The 16,828-nt window shown below is 43.1% G+C and carries 18 protein-coding genes; 10 read left to right on the forward strand and 8 right to left on the reverse strand.

Annotation, left to right across the window (positions count from 1 at the left end):
• Positions 1-169 precede the first annotated feature (169 nt).
• From PENNN9_RS10245 to rpmI, 5 genes are all read right to left on the reverse strand, one after another.
• Positions 170-469, reverse strand: coding sequence for an integration host factor subunit alpha (locus PENNN9_RS10245; protein ID WP_058369589.1), 300 nt, complete (start codon positions 467-469; stop codon positions 170-172).
• A gap of 205 nt (positions 470-674) precedes the next feature.
• Positions 675-3,092: a phenylalanine--tRNA ligase subunit beta gene (pheT, locus tag PENNN9_RS10250; RefSeq protein WP_058369590.1), complete on the reverse strand. Its 2,418-nt coding sequence runs from the start codon at positions 3,090-3,092 to the stop codon at positions 675-677.
• Positions 3,093-3,160: 68 nt separating this feature from the next.
• Positions 3,161-4,216 (reverse strand): phenylalanine--tRNA ligase subunit alpha, encoded by a 1,056-nt coding sequence (gene pheS, locus PENNN9_RS10255; protein WP_058369613.1) that lies wholly within the window; start codon positions 4,214-4,216, stop codon positions 3,161-3,163.
• 273 nt (positions 4,217-4,489) lie between these two features.
• Positions 4,490-4,846: a 50S ribosomal protein L20 gene (gene rplT / locus PENNN9_RS10260; protein WP_058369591.1), complete on the reverse strand. Its 357-nt coding sequence runs from the start codon at positions 4,844-4,846 to the stop codon at positions 4,490-4,492.
• A 113-nt stretch (positions 4,847-4,959) separates the two neighbouring features.
• On the reverse strand, positions 4,960-5,157 hold the full coding sequence (gene rpmI / locus PENNN9_RS10265) for a 50S ribosomal protein L35 (protein ID WP_058369592.1): 198 nt from the start codon (positions 5,155-5,157) through the stop codon (positions 4,960-4,962).
• Positions 5,158-5,580: 423 nt separating this feature from the next.
• Here rpmI and PENNN9_RS10270 point away from each other — a divergent pair, with 423 nt between their 5' ends.
• From PENNN9_RS10270 to PENNN9_RS10300, 7 genes are all read left to right on the forward strand, one after another.
• Complete coding sequence (locus PENNN9_RS10270) at positions 5,581-6,024, forward strand: acyl-CoA thioesterase (protein WP_058369593.1); 444 nt, start codon at positions 5,581-5,583, stop codon at positions 6,022-6,024.
• A 79-nt stretch (positions 6,025-6,103) separates the two neighbouring features.
• The gene (gene hisIE, locus PENNN9_RS10275) at positions 6,104-6,958 is read left to right on the forward strand and encodes a bifunctional phosphoribosyl-AMP cyclohydrolase/phosphoribosyl-ATP diphosphatase HisIE (protein ID WP_058369594.1); all 855 of its coding nucleotides are present in this window, start codon (positions 6,104-6,106) and stop codon (positions 6,956-6,958) included.
• A gap of 177 nt (positions 6,959-7,135) precedes the next feature.
• On the forward strand, positions 7,136-7,423 hold the full coding sequence (tatA, locus tag PENNN9_RS10280; RefSeq protein WP_058369595.1) for a Sec-independent protein translocase subunit TatA: 288 nt from the start codon (positions 7,136-7,138) through the stop codon (positions 7,421-7,423).
• Between the two features lie 70 nt (positions 7,424-7,493).
• Complete coding sequence (gene tatB, locus PENNN9_RS13125; RefSeq protein WP_227511795.1) at positions 7,494-8,423, forward strand: Sec-independent protein translocase protein TatB; 930 nt, start codon at positions 7,494-7,496, stop codon at positions 8,421-8,423.
• Entirely contained in the window at positions 8,410-9,270 is an 861-nt protein-coding gene (gene tatC / locus PENNN9_RS10290) for a twin-arginine translocase subunit TatC (protein ID WP_058369596.1), read from the forward strand. The genes tatB and tatC overlap by 14 nt, the downstream gene beginning before the upstream one ends.
• A 224-nt stretch (positions 9,271-9,494) precedes the next feature.
• Positions 9,495-10,991 (forward strand): UvrD-helicase domain-containing protein, encoded by a 1,497-nt coding sequence (locus tag PENNN9_RS10295; protein ID WP_058369597.1) that lies wholly within the window; start codon positions 9,495-9,497, stop codon positions 10,989-10,991.
• Positions 10,981-11,976, forward strand: coding sequence for a tRNA dihydrouridine synthase (locus tag PENNN9_RS10300; protein ID WP_058369598.1), 996 nt, complete (start codon positions 10,981-10,983; stop codon positions 11,974-11,976). Before PENNN9_RS10295 ends, PENNN9_RS10300 begins: the two co-directional genes overlap by 11 nt.
• A 110-nt stretch (positions 11,977-12,086) precedes the next feature.
• On the opposite strand, the gene PENNN9_RS10305 is transcribed toward PENNN9_RS10300, so the two are convergent.
• Positions 12,087-12,512 carry an MAPEG family protein gene (locus tag PENNN9_RS10305; protein ID WP_058369599.1) on the reverse strand — a complete coding sequence of 142 codons (426 nt, stop codon included), beginning with the start codon at positions 12,510-12,512 and terminating at the stop codon, positions 12,087-12,089.
• A 14-nt stretch (positions 12,513-12,526) separates the two neighbouring features.
• Entirely contained in the window at positions 12,527-12,940 is a 414-nt protein-coding gene (locus tag PENNN9_RS10310) for an OsmC family protein (RefSeq protein WP_058369600.1), read from the reverse strand.
• A 432-nt stretch (positions 12,941-13,372) separates the two neighbouring features.
• On the opposite strand from PENNN9_RS10310, the gene PENNN9_RS10315 reads away from it, so the two are divergent.
• The gene (locus tag PENNN9_RS10315; protein WP_058369601.1) at positions 13,373-13,894 is read left to right on the forward strand and encodes an RNA pyrophosphohydrolase; all 522 of its coding nucleotides are present in this window, start codon (positions 13,373-13,375) and stop codon (positions 13,892-13,894) included.
• A 78-nt stretch (positions 13,895-13,972) separates the two neighbouring features.
• Here PENNN9_RS10315 and PENNN9_RS10320 read toward each other — a convergent pair whose 3' ends face one another.
• Positions 13,973-14,791, reverse strand: coding sequence for an NRDE family protein (locus PENNN9_RS10320; RefSeq protein ID WP_058369602.1), 819 nt, complete (start codon positions 14,789-14,791; stop codon positions 13,973-13,975).
• A 209-nt stretch (positions 14,792-15,000) separates the two neighbouring features.
• Here PENNN9_RS10320 and lgt point away from each other — a divergent pair, with 209 nt between their 5' ends.
• Entirely contained in the window at positions 15,001-15,885 is an 885-nt protein-coding gene (lgt, locus tag PENNN9_RS10325; protein WP_058369603.1) for a prolipoprotein diacylglyceryl transferase, read from the forward strand.
• Between the two features lie 70 nt (positions 15,886-15,955).
• Positions 15,956-16,816, forward strand: a complete 861-nt coding sequence (locus tag PENNN9_RS10330) for a thymidylate synthase (protein ID WP_058369604.1) — start codon at positions 15,956-15,958, stop codon at positions 16,814-16,816.
• The last annotated feature ends 12 nt before the right edge of the window (positions 16,817-16,828 follow it).

Raw genomic sequence — 16,828 nt, forward strand, 5'->3', positions numbered from 1 at the left:
CAGAGCCTATGCTCTCTTTTTTTGTACGTAATATTTAAATTTATTGATAATTATTTATTATATCTGAAAGTGTTCTTCAAGAATATAGATATTTAACTTCTGATAACGTCACCTGTGACCATCAATCCTTCCTACCTATTATTCCCAAATTTAATCTTCAAACTCATTACTATTGATCAAATAAATGCTCATCTACTTTTTGACGAAATTTTTGCCCAGTCTTAAACGTTACTACACGGCGAGCAGATACCGCAACAGGTTCTCCTGTTTTAGGATTACGTCCTGGACGACTATTTTTGTCTTTAAGCTCAAAATTGCCAAAGCCTGAAAGCTTGACTTCTTTGCCTTCAATCAAACTATCTGATAACTCATCAAAAAAATTCTCAACCAAACAGCGCCCTTCTTGCCGCGTCAAGTTAAGATGATTCATCAAATGCTCGATCATGTCAGATTTAGTTAAGGTACTCACAAGTACGACTCCTATGCTATGTCGAGATATCGGGTATCATGGTTTAGCGGTATGACTACTATATAAAGGGTCAGTGATTTACTGATTACAGCCATAAAATGGCCGCATCTTTAAATCAAGTTTAGGCATTATAAAGTATTTTTACTCAATTTTTAACAAATCTTGAAATAAATCTCTTTATTAATAGTCACTTAGCTAAATATAGTTAACTGTCGCGTAATTGCGCCCCATGGTGTTGAATCAATGATTCAATAACTTTATCTGTGTTCGTTTTTACTACTTCGTCAGATAAAGTTTGATTATCATCTTGCCATACCAATGCAAATGCCAAAGAGCGTTGTCCCATTGGTACTTTTTCACCTTGATAAACATCAAACAACCACAGATCTGCTAGTAGCGCACCTGCGTTGGTACGTATCGTCGACTCTAGCGTTTGTACGCTGATATCACTGTCTACTAAGATGGCAATATCGCGACGCACTTGTGGAAACTTACTTGGCGTGGTAATGGTGTGCTGCTCACGAGCCAAGTCTAACAATGGCGCAAGTGATAACTGTGCCACCCAAGTTGTCGGCATGTCTAACTGTTTGGCGGTGCTCGGATGCAACTGGCCCAACCAGCCAACATAGATGTCGTCGATATAAAGCTTTGCACTTTGACCTGGATGCAAAAAGGCCATCTCGCTACGCTCATAGCGCATGCGCGTACGATCGATTTGGGTTGGTAGTAGCTGCTCAATATCATGCTTAAGATCATAAAAGTCTAAGGCACGGTTTTGGTATGCTTGCTCATCCCAAACATCACCGACTGCTACCAAAGCGATACTTGGGGTCTGTACCAAGTTGCTGATGTTTTGGCCGACAAAGCTAAGCCCCGTCTCGAAAAACCGTACGCGCGGCTGCTGACGGTTTAAGTTATATTGCACGCAAGGCAGTAAGCTTGAGAGCAAAGTACGGCGCATCACTGCCAAATCACTAGAGATAGGATTGGCCAGAGCCAACACTTCACCTAGCGCCTCATCATCAAGTAGCGTCTCAAGTTTGGCATCACTAAAGCTAAAGCTGATCGCCTCCATATAGCCATTATCGACTAATGCAAGCTTCATCTCATGCGTCAAATCAGCAGTATCATCATAATCCATGCTAACTTGCAAATGTGGTAGGACACTTGGAATATTATCGTAGCCATAGATACGAGCAATCTCTTCGATCAAATCCTCGAGGATGCTCATATCAAAGCGATACGATGGCGGCGTACAGATTAGACTCTCCGCTTGCTGCTCTACCTCGAACCCCAGCTGAGTTAAAATACGCACCATGACCGTAGGTTCAATTTCGATACCGACGACCTCACGGACTTTGCTAATTGGCAAGGTAATCGGCGTACGTGCTGGCAAGTGCTCGCTATTTTCTACTTTTACTATTTGCCCAGCTTGCGAGTTCGTGACACTAGTAATCAAATTACAAGCGCGAGCCAATGCCAACTCTGGCAGCGCAAAGTCTACCCCGCGCTCAAAACGCTGCGAGGCATCGGTATGCAAGCCAAAACGGCGCGCACGGGCAGCGATGGCGAGTGGATTAAAAAAGGCACTCTCTAATACGATATTGGTTGTGCTATCGGTGACGCTACTACGCTTACCGCCCATAATCCCAGCAAGAGCCAGTACGCCTTTATCATCAGCAATCACCAGCTCATCGCCTGTTAGGCTAATGGTTTGCTCATTTAGTAAAGCAATGGTTTCTTTAGGCTGTGCCAAACGCACCACGATATCACCTTGAATGGTATCGGCATCAAACGCATGTAGCGGCTGGCCAAGCTCCATCAATACATAGTTGGTCACATCCACCAAAAAGTTATGCGAGCGTAGTCCTGACTGCACCAAGGCATCAGCCATCCATTTTGGCGTATCGATACTGCGATCGATATTGCTAATTGACTGCAATAAATAACGCGGGCAAGCCTCCACCGCTTCTACGTTTACAGCAAATTTTGCATCGCTCTCAGTCGCTACGTTGTTGGCCGCAATCTCTGGCTGCTGCATCGGTAAATCGTTGATGACTGATATCTCACGTGCAATACCACGGACGCTAAAACAATCACCACGGTTTGGCGTGATAGAGATATCCAATATCTGATTGTCTAAGCCTAAGTATTCACGGATATCAGTACCGACTGGCGCATCAGCTGGTAGCTCAAGCAGACCATCAATATCGTCAACCAAATCAATTTCAGAAGCACCGCAAAGCATACCGTTTGAGGCGACACCACGTAGGTTGCCGTTTTTAATTTTAAAGCCTGCTTTACCATTACTGGCGTCATCACTTGGCAATACGGCACCAACGGTAGCAACGGGTGCTTTCATACCGACAGTCACATTGGGAGCGCCGCAGACGATTTGTAATGGCTCAGATTCACCAATATTGACCTGAGTGACGCGCAGCTTATCGGCATCGGGATGCGGCTCAACACTGACGACTTCACCGATGACTACGCCGTGAAAGGCACGCGCAACCGCAAAGCGATCGTCAATCTCAAGCCCTGCCATAGTGAGTTGTTCGGCCAACTGCTCACTGCTATTATTGGGATTTACCCATTGACGTAGCCACTGTTCGCTAATTTTCATAAATATCTCGGGTCAGAATTTTATAATAAAGATTTTAGAATAAAGGTTGGCATCTCAATAACGACATGCTAGCCAAACTGTTTTAAGAAGCGTACATCGTTTTGGAAAAACAAACGCAAATCATCAATACCGTAATACAGCATCGCAAAGCGCTCAATACCCATGCCAAAAGCAAAGCCAGTATATTTTTCACTATCAATACCACAATTGGTCAGCACCTGCGGATGCACCATGCCGCAGCCCATGACTTCTAGCCATTTGCCGTTGTCATCTAAGATATCTACTTCGGCTGAGGGCTCGGTAAACGGGAAAAATGACGGACGAAAACGCACAGTCAGTTCTTTGGCAAAGAAGGCTTCTAAAAACTCGCTAATCAACCCTTTTAACTCGGCAAAGGTGCTCGACTCTGTGACCATCAAGCCTTCTAGCTGATGAAACATCGGTGAGTGGGTTTGGTCCGAGTCGTTACGATAGACGCGACCTGGGCAGATAATACGAATCGGCGGCTCCTTCTTTTCCATCGTGCGAATTTGCACGGGGCTGGTGTGAGTGCGTAGTAAGTAATGCGCATCAAAATAAAAAGTATCGTGCATGGCGCGGGCTGGATGATGCGATGGGATATTGAGCGCTTCAAAGTTATAGTAGTCGCTCTCAACTTCAGGACCTGTCGCCACATTAAAACCCGCTTGCACAAAGTACTGCTGCATACGCTGGGTAATCATCGTCACTGGATGTAAACGGCCTTTTTGACCACCACGCGCCGGCAAGGTAATGTCGATACTCTCTTTGGCAAGCTTGGCATTGAGCGCCGCGACTTCCAGCTGCTGCTGCTGGTCCGTTAATGCTTGCCCGATACGGCTACGTACGCTGTGCAACCAGCCGCCATAGGTTTTTTTATCATCGGAGCTAAGCTTGCCCATTTGCTTAGACCAACCTGTTAGCGCGCTTTTTTTGCCCGTCAACTGGACACGTAAGTCTTGAAGGGTGCGCGCATCGGTTACTTGTAGGATTAAAGCTTCAGCAGCACTAGCAAACTCGTTGAGCTGAGTCTCATTGAGCTCGCTAAGCTCTGAGGATAAGGTCGGTAGCGCCGACAAATCGGTGATAGCAGCAGGGGTAGTCATAAGACGCATTCTTCCTGATTTAAACGAACTATTAATTATAGTGATTTTTAATTGTAGGGGTTTGACCAAATATTGCAAACCATTTGCCCAGTCATTTCAATGCAAGGGCTTGTGATATAAATGGCTTGAATATGTAGACAGTTAAAATATTTTAATATAAAAAAAGCCACCGACCAGCGGTAGCTTTTATTAATATCGTACTATTAATCAATATTAGTCCTATCCATTTAAGCCATTACCCACTAAGCAATGTACCTAAAGGATGGTTAATATTTAGGCCAATTCCGCTTTTGCTTTTTCGACCAATGCTGTGAAAGTCGCTGCATCATGCATAGCGATGTCAGCAAGTACGCGACGATCGATTGCGATGTTTGCTTTTTTCAAGCCATTGATAAGGCGGCTATAGCTCAAACCGTTTAAGCGTGCACCGGCATTGATACGTGCGATCCAAAGACGACGGAAGGTACGTTTTTTGTTGCGACGGTCACGATAAGCATATTGACCAGCTTTGGTCACTGCTTGTACCGCTACGCGATAAACACGTGAACGGGCACCGTAGTAGCCTTTTGCGCGTTTTAAGATTTTTTTGTGACGGCGATTTGCCTGTACACCACGTTTTACACGGGCCATAAATTACTCCAAGATTTTGATCATTATTAAACGAATCACGATGTCTTTAAATAGTAGACATCGTTATCAAATTGCAAAGTCAAATATTTAAGAAAACAGATGACAATAGGCGATTAGATGTATGGGCACATACGACGAACTGCTGCTTCGTCAGACTTGTCTACCATCTTTAGACCGCGCAGTTGGCGGATACGTTTAGCTGATTTCTTGGTCAAGATATGGCTTTTGAAGGCTTGCTTACGCTTAAAGCCATTCGCTGTTCTTTTGAAGCGTTTTGCAGCACCGCTTCTGGTTTTCATCTTAACTTTCATGATGATTTGCCTCTTTGTCTTTGATAGAACCTGGTCGTCAAACAGTCGATAGTAAATAGTGGCTTTAAAACAACCACTAAACCACTAAACAGCTATTTGCCTCGAGGTGGGAGGCGCTATTTTAGCAGAAGTGTCATGATTTTGCCAAGTAAAGTTTTAAGACAACTATTTAGCCTACTGTTTGCAAAGACTGCTTCTTACGAACATCCCTTAGCTTCACGACAATAGGGTATAAGAACATCATGAAGTTTTAAGTATCGCTTTAAAAAATAGGCATTAAATGTTCAATCTTGCTCATAATTGAAGCAGTTAGTAAAATAATACTACCGCTTATTCCTAATTCGATTGAATGTCTGTCTAAGCTATGTTTTATTGATGACAATGGCGTCTCAGACGTTATGGAAACTTATGTAGGAGATAACGTTGATAGACCGTGAGTTAGAGTTTGATGATAGAGTATTTGTCTTTGAGACAGTTATGCGTGTCCGTAACACAGAGATTGATGTTGGGCAGCATTTGACGTTAGAATCTCTCATTGCATTATTGGCGGAAGCAAGAGCAAGGTTTTTGTATTCTAAAGGTATCAAAGAGATCAATGCAGAATGCCAAGGTTTGATTGTTAGTAATTTACAGCTGAACATCATTAGCCGTGTACGCGCTCGTGAAGAGCTACTATTTGAAGTAGGTATAGAGCAAATATCTGACAAAAATGGCGAGATGGCTATCAAGGTGACACGTATGTATGATGGTTCACTAGTAGCAAAAGCCCGCAAATCTTTTGTTCAATATGATTATCGCTCCAATAGAAGTATATCCTTTAATAATGATATTGAAGAGGCGCTAAATCAACAACCATTTGAGCTATAATGACGTCGATTACGTGGGATTTGTAACCCTTATGCTTGCCACTTCTCTATCAACCTAAACGTCTATAAGAAGATAGATTATGACCACACCTAATTGGCTAACCTCTATAAAATTTAATACTGATGGCCTGATTCCTGTAATCGCTCAAGATTACGATACAGGACGCATCTTAATGATGGCATGGATGAACGCTGAGTCCTTACAGCTAACGGCAAAAACGCAAACTGCAGTCTATTTTTCGCGCTCACGTAATCAGCTTTGGCACAAGGGTGAAACGTCAGGACATACTCAACAGGTGCATGATATTCGTTTAGACTGTGATGCTGATGTCATCGTGCTAAGTGTCACTCAAGTTGGAGGTATCGCCTGTCATACTGGACGTGAGTCTTGTTTTTATCAGCGCTTAAACATGACAGGAGCAGAGCCCGTCTGGCAAACAGTCGATGCTGTACTAAAAGATCCTGCTGATATCTATCAATCGAAAGAAAATGCTAGTAGCAATATAAATAATACTGTTCATAAAGAGATTATTCATAAACATACTATTTCTAATGCTAACGGCTTATCAAGCCAAGCGGCTCAGACTGCAATATTGCCACAGCTTGACCGTGTGTTGGCTGAACGTAAACAGGCATCAGCAGACAGCTCTTATGTAGCGAGTTTATATGCTCGCGGACTTAATAAAATACTTGAAAAAGTAGGTGAAGAGACGACTGAGAGTATTATTGCTGCCAAAGACTTTGCTAGTTGTGACAAGCTGACAGATGAAGCACAGTACAGCGCTGCACGGCATGAGCTCATTTACGAAGTGGCCGATGTGTGGTTTCATACGTTAGTGGGGTTGGCATGGTTTGATATTGAATCTGATGCTGTATTAAATGAATTAGGACGACGTTTTGGGCTCTCAGGTATTGATGAGAAAGCAGCGAGATAGTTGTAGATAAAATAAGCTTGTGTAATTATTGTTGTTTTCAACTTTTTATCATCAGTGCGCGTTATAATGTATCTTTAATGACTTGCATCTTATTTGGCAAAAACACTTTATTGTGCGGCTGATAGATGCAATGTAATACGATATATATTGGTCTCATCAAGACATAAGGATACCGTTATGGGCAGTTTTTCCATTACCCATTGGCTAATTTTGTTGGTTGTAGTGGTTGTCGTATTTGGCACCTCTAAGATTAGAAACGCTGGTAAAGATTTGGGCGGGGCAGTAAAAGGGTTTAAAGAAGCCGTCAAAGATGAAGAGACAGAGCATGCGCGTAAACGCCGTGTACTCGATCATGACGCCAGCTCAGATACACAGTCGACTACTTCAGTGAATTCTCAGACTGGTACTAAGGTTGATGATGTAGAAATCAGTCCTACTACTTCTAATGATAAACATAAAGTATGATGCATGTTATTTATAAGTTATTTATAAATAGTATCGTTGCATAGTATGTTCATGACTATATTTGACAATTATGTTTGATATTGGATTTTCCGAACTACTCTTGTTTGGTGTCATTGCCCTAATCGTGTTGGGCCCTGAAAAGCTACCTCAAGCTGCACGTACTGCTGGACAATGGTACGCTAAGCTACGCCGTACCGTCTCGACCCTGCAGTCTGAAATCGAAGCTGAGCTTGACTTGGCTGAAACACGTAAACAAATGCAGGACGAACTTGCTAAAATCCGTCAAACTGAAGCAGATATGAAGCGCGAAATGGCAGAGTTGCGCGGTAGTATGCAAGAGTTTGAGTATTCGCAGCACCAGAGTATGGATGCTATAAATACTCCAAACAGCTATAACTCAAACGATGATTCGTTTGAAGACGTCTATGACGAAGCGATGATGAGTGAGTTAGAGGAAGAAGCATCTGGCTTGTCCTCAGACATGCCAGCTGACTTTGCTTATGATTATGAGCAAGATCGACTGCCAAAAGACCCATCTGCTGTCTTTGTATCTGATACAGACGATGATAAAGACTCTGTTGATACAGACTTCGATCAGACTACCATAAATGCTAAAAAGCCCTTAGAGGCTTCTAGTAGTATACCGCAGCGCTTTATCACCAGACCATGGGAAAACATGTGGTTTCGTCTTAGTGATTATGATAAAGCCCGTCGTTTACCTGCCCCGCCCTACCTGCCCAACTATGAAGCAGACAATCTGTTGCATGACGACTTTTCGCATTCGAGTTTTTCACATCCTGATTTAGATGAAAAAATGCCACCTATTGATGAGTATTGGGAGTCTGAATTTGATGAAGATAGTCTGAATTTGATGAAGATGAGTTTGAGCAATCAGAAAAGTATTCATTACAAAACTCTTCTGCTCATAATACAGATCAAGACGGTTCAAATACTCCCCCCTCGTTTACAAAACACGGGGCATCCAAATGAGTTTGTTTAAACGACAAAAGAGTCGTAAAGAGAAAATAGCGGCAATTGAAGACAGCTCATTGGAGCAAACAAACGCTGTACCCGATGACAATCCTGATGATATATTAGGCAAGCTTGTCGATATGCCCATCACTGAGCATTTGATAGAGCTGCGTCGCCATTTGATCAAAATCTGCGTGGCGATATTAGTCATATTTTTGGCATTGGTTGGGTTTTCACGCGAGCTATATAACTTTCTATCAGATCCATTGGTCGCGCAGCTACCAGTCAATTCGACCATGATTGCGACAGATATCACTTCCAACTTTATGGCGCCGATACGCCTAACTGTGTTCGTTGCTGCCTTCGTAGCGATGCCTTATATTCTTTATCAAATTTGGTCGTTTGTCGCTCCAGGTTTGTATAAAAAAGAGAAAAAAATCGCTATACCAGTGCTGACATCGTCTATCTTTTTATTTTATGCTGGTGTCGCTTTCTCTTATTTCATTGTGCTTAAAGGTGTTTTAAAGTTCTTTATCGTATTTGCACCGCAAAACGTATTACCGATGACTGATATCGACAGTTATTTGAGTTTTGCGCTCAAACTATTCATGGTATTTGGCTTGACGTTTGAGATCCCTGTAGTCACCTTACTATTGATATTGGTTGGTATCGTCTCCATTCAGGGTTTAGAAGACAAGCGGCGCTATATCATCGTTGGTTGCTTTGCCATTGCAGCGGTTGTAACGCCACCAGATGGTGTGTCTATGCTGATGTTAGCAATTCCCATGTGGTTGCTGTTCGAGCTTGGGCTATTATTGGCTAAAATACTAATTAAAGAAGATAAAAGCGCGACCTTAACATCTGATAATGACTAAGTTGGTAGTATTGAGTTTACTGAGTATCAATAGTCAACTGAGCAAAACTGACAGCGTATTTAATTTAAATTGAACTGACGTTACGTCAATTATCTACCCACCTCTCATACATCGCTATCTTCATTTATTATCATGACTGAACTGCCAGCCATTGTTGATCTGTTTCAGTGGCTTTTTTTGACCCAGTTGTTTTTAATCACTTTTTGTACTTTAGGTAGCTTTTTATGTCCGCATCTATGCCAGCTTATATGAGCGATCCCACTGACGAGCAGCTCAGCGCGCTTAATATGGCCATGGACCATAAGTCATTTAAAGTAGTCGCTTATGCAGGTGCTGGTAAAACCACAACGTTGAAACTTATCGGTGAGCGCTTACGTGGACGCGGCTTGTATCTAGCATTTAACAAAGCCATCGCCAATGATGCAAGGCAAAAATTCCCAAGTCATGTAGACTGCCGTACCTTTCATTCACTTGCTTATCGGCATGTCGCTCGTGATATTACGGCCAAACTGTCTTTACCACGCTTTTCACCCAAACGCCTTGGCGATGATTTGGGCTTGCAACCTGTACAAGTACGGCGCCAGATGGATGGTATTAATAAATATATTACGTTAACGCCTGCTAGATTAGCACGTTTTGTCAGTGACGCGGTTAGCAACTTTTGTAGTACTCATGCCAGTTACCCTGCGCCAAGACATATTTTGTTTCCAAGCTGGCTCGATGAGTCTGACGCTGAGCAGCTACGTGAGATGCTCTACCCTGCTGTTGAACAGCGCTGGTTACAGTCCATTGATGCCCGCCATCCTGCTGGTATCGGTCATGATATCTATCTAAAACTATGGGCGTTGTCTAAGCCCAGCATTCCTGCTGACTTTATTCTATTTGATGAGGCGCAAGATGCTGACCCACTCATGATGGGTATTTTGACTCAGCAATCAAAGCAAGTTATCTATGTTGGTGACGCTCATCAGCAGATTTATGAGTGGCGCGGTGCAGTCAATGCGATGAAAAAGCTGCCATTGCCGCAAACGCTATTGACTCAATCTTTTCGCTTCGGTGAGCCAATTGCTGAAGTTGCTAATACCTTATTAAAGGCATTGCAAGAAGATGTGCCTCTCAAAGGTAATCCAGATAAACACTCATCAACAGATAAAGGTATGGTGCACAGTAAAAAAGATGCCATTCTTTGTCGTACCAATGCTGCTGCCATGGCGCAACTGTTGACTGGCCTTAAACTCGGTCATCGCGTGGCACTACAAGCGGATACGGATCGTATGCTCAAATTTTGCCAAGCTGCCGAAAACCTAAAAAACGGCAAATCTGCTTACGGTGTGCCTGAACTGGCTTATTTTTATCATTGGGGCGATGTACAAGAGTACTCTGAAACTAATGAAGGTAGCGATCTTAAAACTTTGGTCAAACTGGTCGATGATCATGGCACCAATGTCTTAAGCCAAGCAGTCAATAGTTTGACCAGTATTGAAAATGCTGATTATGTAATATCAACCGCGCATAAAGCGAAGGGGCTTGAATGGTCGCGCGTTCAGCTCGACGATGATTTTTATTATGATGTTACAACGAATGGCGTGAAGATTAATCCTGAGGAATTACGCTTACTTTATGTCGCTTGTACACGTGCGCAGGCCAATTTAGATGTGCATAATATTCAAGACTTGATATCAGGATTACAGACTGGCAAAAAAGTGATTTATGGAAATTAAGCAGCAATTTTTTAAACAACCCGTCCGCCTCCTTGCGCCTATGGAAGGGCTGACCGATCCGTTAATGCGGCAAATATTAACTCAAATTGCGTCAGATTTGGGGCGTCCTTATGATTGGTCAGTCAGTGAGTTTATTCGCGTAACTCAAACTGTCTTGCCCGCGCATGTATTTTATAAATATGTACCTGAGTTGCACCATGATGCAAAAACCGCATCTGGTACCCCTATCCATGTCCAACTACTGGGTAGCGAAGCGCAGTTGATGGCTGAGAATGCTGCCTACGCATGTGAACTGGGAGCGCCTGCTATCGATATCAACTTTGGTTGTCCTGCCAAGACGGTTAACAATCACCGAGGCGGCTCTGTGCTATTGGATGAGCCAGAAGTCATATATGAGATTATCAGTGCTGTGCGCCAAGCGGTCCCTACTCACATTCCAGTCTCTGCCAAGATTCGATTGGGCTATACCGATACCAGTCGCATGGATGATATTCGCGGGGCGATTAGCGATAGCGGTGCAGACTGGCTTACTATTCATGCGCGTACCAAAACTCAAGGTTATAAGCCACCTGCTTATTGGGACAAGATTAAAGCATTTAATAAACTTAGTATTCCAGTCATTGCTAATGGCGAGATTTGGAACGCAGAGCAATCGCAACGCTGTATGGTGCAGTCAGGGACAACACATCTTATGTTAGGACGTGGCGCTGTTACTCGTCCAGATCTGATTGCACAGATTGACCATGGCCATCAGCAGAATCTAGGAAGCAACACAACCCTATTGTGGGAGGATTTAATTACGCATCAGATTAAGTTTTTGGAAGGTCAAGCCAAAAACGATGTGGTCTTGGTTGGCCGCTACAAACAGTGGCTTGGTATGCTTACTAAAGGCTATAATGAAGCGCAGATACTGTGGGAAAATGTCAAACGAGAAAAAAATAAAGCGACTATTATAGCTGCGCTACAGTCGAGTACGCAGTTATAATTAGCCGCTTCTATGTTCAATACCTGTATAACCTTTTATAAAGGTAGACCAGCTTAGATAATTACTTAGCTAATAGTTGTTAGTAATTGTTAGTAATTTTCAGCGACAAACTAAGTGCTAATTCTAATCGCAAGATAAAATAACATCAAACAGCATATGATTGACAATACCCAAAGCACTGAACGAAACATCGATAAGTTGGCAACATAAGCCATGCCATAACCAATACGAATCAGTACATATAACCATGCCAAGGTATTGATAATCGATTGCGGGACGAAGAATAACATCGCAACTAATACCGCTGCCAAAAAGACAGGTAAGGTCTCATAACTATTTTGCTGAGCGGCATTAGCACGTGCTGCCACTCCTGTCGTACGTTGCAAGAAATCACGTGGATGTGCATTGTCAGCCAATCTAAAGCCACCAATGGCTTTTGCTGTCAGCGCCATAACTAGTGGAAGCAAACTTGCAACCACCATCGCCCAAATTGCGGCTGCAGCGGTGTCAGGGATTAACCCAAATAATGCACTCATAATTATCTCTACCCTTACCCTGCAATAACTTCAAAATCATGAGTAACATTCACCCCGCCTTGCACCAACATCCGACTGGCTGAGCAGTACTTCTCTGCTGACAACTGAATGGCTTTCTCAACTTGCTTATCTTTGATATCTTGACCGGTTACCACAAAGTGCATATGGATATCGGTATATACCGCTGGTACGGTCTCAGCGCGTTGTGCTGTCAGATCACAGCGTACATCCGTCACGTCTTGGCGAGACTTTTGCAAAATTGCTACTACGTCATAACTGGCACAACCTCCAAGTCCCAATAGTATCAGCTCCATCGGGCTTGCGCCTTTTTCTTTATCGGCATCGATTTGTACGTTATGTCCTGATGGTGATACACCCATAAATGCTTTGTTATCTTGCCAGGTAACGCTCGCTTTTGACTCTGCCATTATTCGCTATCCTTTCATAAATTTTGATTAAAACCATTAGATATTCTTGTATTTAATAATATTAACAGTACATGGTTAGTTTAGCATAGGATAAAACAGGGTTTTATAGACGATCTGTCATATAGTACAAGCCATTTTTATTGCATTAACCGCATCACCCAATAGCATTGTACTTTCTCTATCGATCGGTAAGCTTAATTAATTTATCAAACATAAATACCCTTTATTCAAGCCATTGATTTTAAACGTTTAAATTCGTGAAACATTTTATAGCAAAATACTGTTACACATTTGGTCTATTTCTTGTTTTAATGATGGTAATAAAGCTTATTTTACTAGTATGAATATACCATTCACCTAACAATAATTATGATTGCTGTATTTTTATGCTATTGAGATGAGCTGTTTTTAAATAACTTTAAGGGTTTGTTCATGATAGATGCAGACGGCTTTCGCGCCAATGTCGGCATTATCTTAGCAAATACACAGGGGCAAGTTCTGTGGGCGAAACGTATTGGTCACAACGCTTGGCAGTTCCCGCAAGGCGGTATCGATCGCGGAGAGACGCCGATGGATGCGATGTACCGGGAGCTCTGGGAAGAGGTCGGATTATATCCTCGTCATGTAGACTTATTGGCAGTTACGCAAGATTGGTTGCGTTATCGTCTGCCAAAGCGCTACGTGCGCCATGGACAACATCCGCTGTGTATTGGGCAAAAACAAAAATGGTTTTTGCTGCGCTTAGATGAGCCGAACGCGCAACATATCCGCTTTGATGCGGGTAAACCTGAGTTTGATCACTGGCAGTGGGTCAGTTACTGGTATCCACTAGGACAAGTGATTCACTTTAAACGCGGGGTATACCGCCGTGCTTTGCAAGAATTGGCACGCGAGTTACCCCTTAGACAAGAGCTAATTATTCCTGAACAGGACAATCATTTGTTGATGGAATAATTAGACAACCCGATGCAGAATGCATTACGGATGCTCACATTGATATCTAGAAACTTTAGATATCAATGTGAGCATTTTCTATGGCGTATTTGAATAATCAAATTCTCGGCTTGCAATATTAGCTTTAACTGTTGCTTCTTTGGCATCATTACGCAGCGTTAAAATACTTTGTGTGCGGGTTCCATAGTTTGGTATTACTCCATCCTCAGGCCCTGTCAAATCTACAGGCTCAATATATACAGATGATAGTCTTTGTTCAATCGCAATAGCCATGCCAGTATTCGGTAGCTTATTTGCTGGAGCTGGCATGTTATCCGATAACACATTAAATGCCGCATCTTGCCAATATTCAAGCGAGTTGTTTTCCGCAATTAGCGGCAGGACTTCTTGGCGTAGTCGTCCACGCAGGCGCTCAGTCTTAAACCAGCTATCTTCTGGCTGACCGTTAGAGAGGACATGCAAGCCTGCATACAAGGGTGTTGGTGCATGGCCGCGATTATTAACGATGACAGCCTGCGCTGCATCGCCAATAATGAGGTTAAAGCCTGCGTAGTCTTGCAAGCTGATTTTCCGTGCAAAGTCCATCGGACTTATACTGCTGGACAAAAAATCCGTAACAAGCGCGCCACGTGAGCGTTCATCCAAACGTGCCTGCACACCATCGCGAAAGTTCAGTACGGCGGCCCAGCGTCCATTTTGCTCATACAAATCTGTATGTTGTTCTTGATGAATACCCAACCAAGTGCCACCACTTTGACTATCACGCCCAGCATAGATAGGTTTGTCAGACCACTGATGTAGCGGCTTAGTTGGGCGCTGCAAAAACTCATCGCGATTAGACAATAGTACTAATGGCAACTCATCAAATAGTTGCCAAGCAATGGCGACGATGCACATAAAATTCCTTTTTATTTTAAAGTTTACAGTTGTCATAACACAGCTTTACATCTTAGCGGTTTTCTACTTTTCTTTCTAGACGTTACTAGGGTCAGATAAGTTGGTACGAAGAAACTGTTTACTCCTGTACTAACAGTTATTTGGTATGCCTAAGTAGCTATTTTTGCTATTATGACCATCATTCTATTATCAATAATTATGACACTCTTATGATGATTCATCCTCAGTATGATCCCGTGGCGCTATCCTTGGGTCCAGTAGAAGTACACTGGTATGGCCTCATGTATTTATTAGCGTTTGGCGCCGCTTATGGTTTGGCTTGGTATCGCAGTACTAAGCGTGATAGCTGGTCGACTGACATGGTCTCTGACTTAGTATTTTTTGGTGCGCTTGGGGTTATATTAGGTGGTCGTATTGGCTACGTTTTGTTCTATCAGTTCGGTGAATTACTACAAAACCCAGCTTATCTCTTTAAAGTTTGGGAAGGCGGCATGTCGTTTCATGGCGGCCTAATCGGTGTCGGGCTTGGTATGCTATATTTCGCCCGTAAATATAAAAAGACGCCTTTTCAAGTACTCGACTTCATTGTACCTTGTGTACCAACAGGGCTGTTATTCGGACGTATCGGCAACTACATTAACGGCGAGCTGTGGGGACGCATATCTGATGGCGGCTATAATTGGCTGACTTATTTTCCACAAGCTGCTGCCTTTGATATGCAGCAATTGCAAGCCAATCCTCAATTACAAGAGTTGATGATGGAAGTAAATGGGCAATATCTACTACCGCGTCATCCTTCACAGCTTTATCAAGCGCTTACTGAAGGTCTGCTATTGTTCTTGCTATTATGGTGGTATTCGTCCAAGCCGCGTCCGCGTATGGCGGTCACTGGCGTCTTTATGCTCGGTTATGGGTTTAGTCGCTTCATCGTTGAATTCTTTCGTCAGCCAGATGCCGATCAAGGCTTTATCTTATTAGGCTGGGTTACTAAGGGACAGATACTAAGCGCTCCGATGATTCTTATCGGTATTTTACTAATTATTTATGCTTACAAGCGCGATATCTATGACTGGGGTCGTCAGTCTGCCTATTAAGACGTTTTAAAATTAAGATGCATTAACATTGAGATACATCGAAACCAAAGATTATGGAATCTAAAAAGTCATGATTACTACTAAGAACGAAGCAGCTTATCTTGATTTATTGAAGCTAGTATTGACTGACGGTACTGAAAAAGGGGATCGTACGGGCACAGGTACGCTAAGCCATTTTGGCGCGCAGCTGCGTTTTGACTTAGCGGATGGTTTTCCACTGTTAACCACTAAAAAAGTTCACTTCAAATCTATCGTCTATGAGCTATTATGGTTTTTAAGCGGTAGTACTCACGTTGATTATTTGCAAGAGAATGGCGTACGCATTTGGAATGAATGGGCAACAGCGGAGCAGACAGCGCGCTTCAATCGTCCTGCTGGCGATTTAGGGCCAGTATACGGTCACCAGTGGCGCAACTATGGCGCGACTAAAAATGAGGGAGGTCGCTATAATAATGACGGCGTCGATCAAATCGCTCAAGTGGTTGAGCAAATCAAGACCAACCCTAACTCCAGACGTTTAATCGTCTCAGGCTGGAATCCAGGTGAAGCCGAGCAAGTTGCCCTACCGCCTTGCCACACGCTGTTTCAGTTCTTTGTTGCAGACAACAAGCTGTCCTGCCAGCTTTACCAGCGTTCAGCAGATTTATTCCTAGGGGTACCGTTTAATATCGCCAGCTACGCACTGTTGACTCATATGGTTGCGCAAGTTTGCGGATTAGAAGTTGGCGAATTTATCTGGACGGGTGGCGATTGTCATATCTATCAAAACCACCGTGAGCAAGTCGAGCTGCAACTGACACGTGAGCTCTATACGCTTCCAACATTAACGCTTAACTCTGATGTCGATGATATTTTTGCGTTTGAATATGAAGATATCAGCGTTGATGGTTATGAGTCGCATCCCGCTATTAAAGCTAAAGTCGCGGTATAAAAACTGTTTTTG

It is taken from the genome of Psychrobacter sp. ENNN9_III, from assembly GCF_001462175.1.
GTDB lineage: Bacteria > Pseudomonadota > Gammaproteobacteria > Pseudomonadales > Moraxellaceae > Psychrobacter.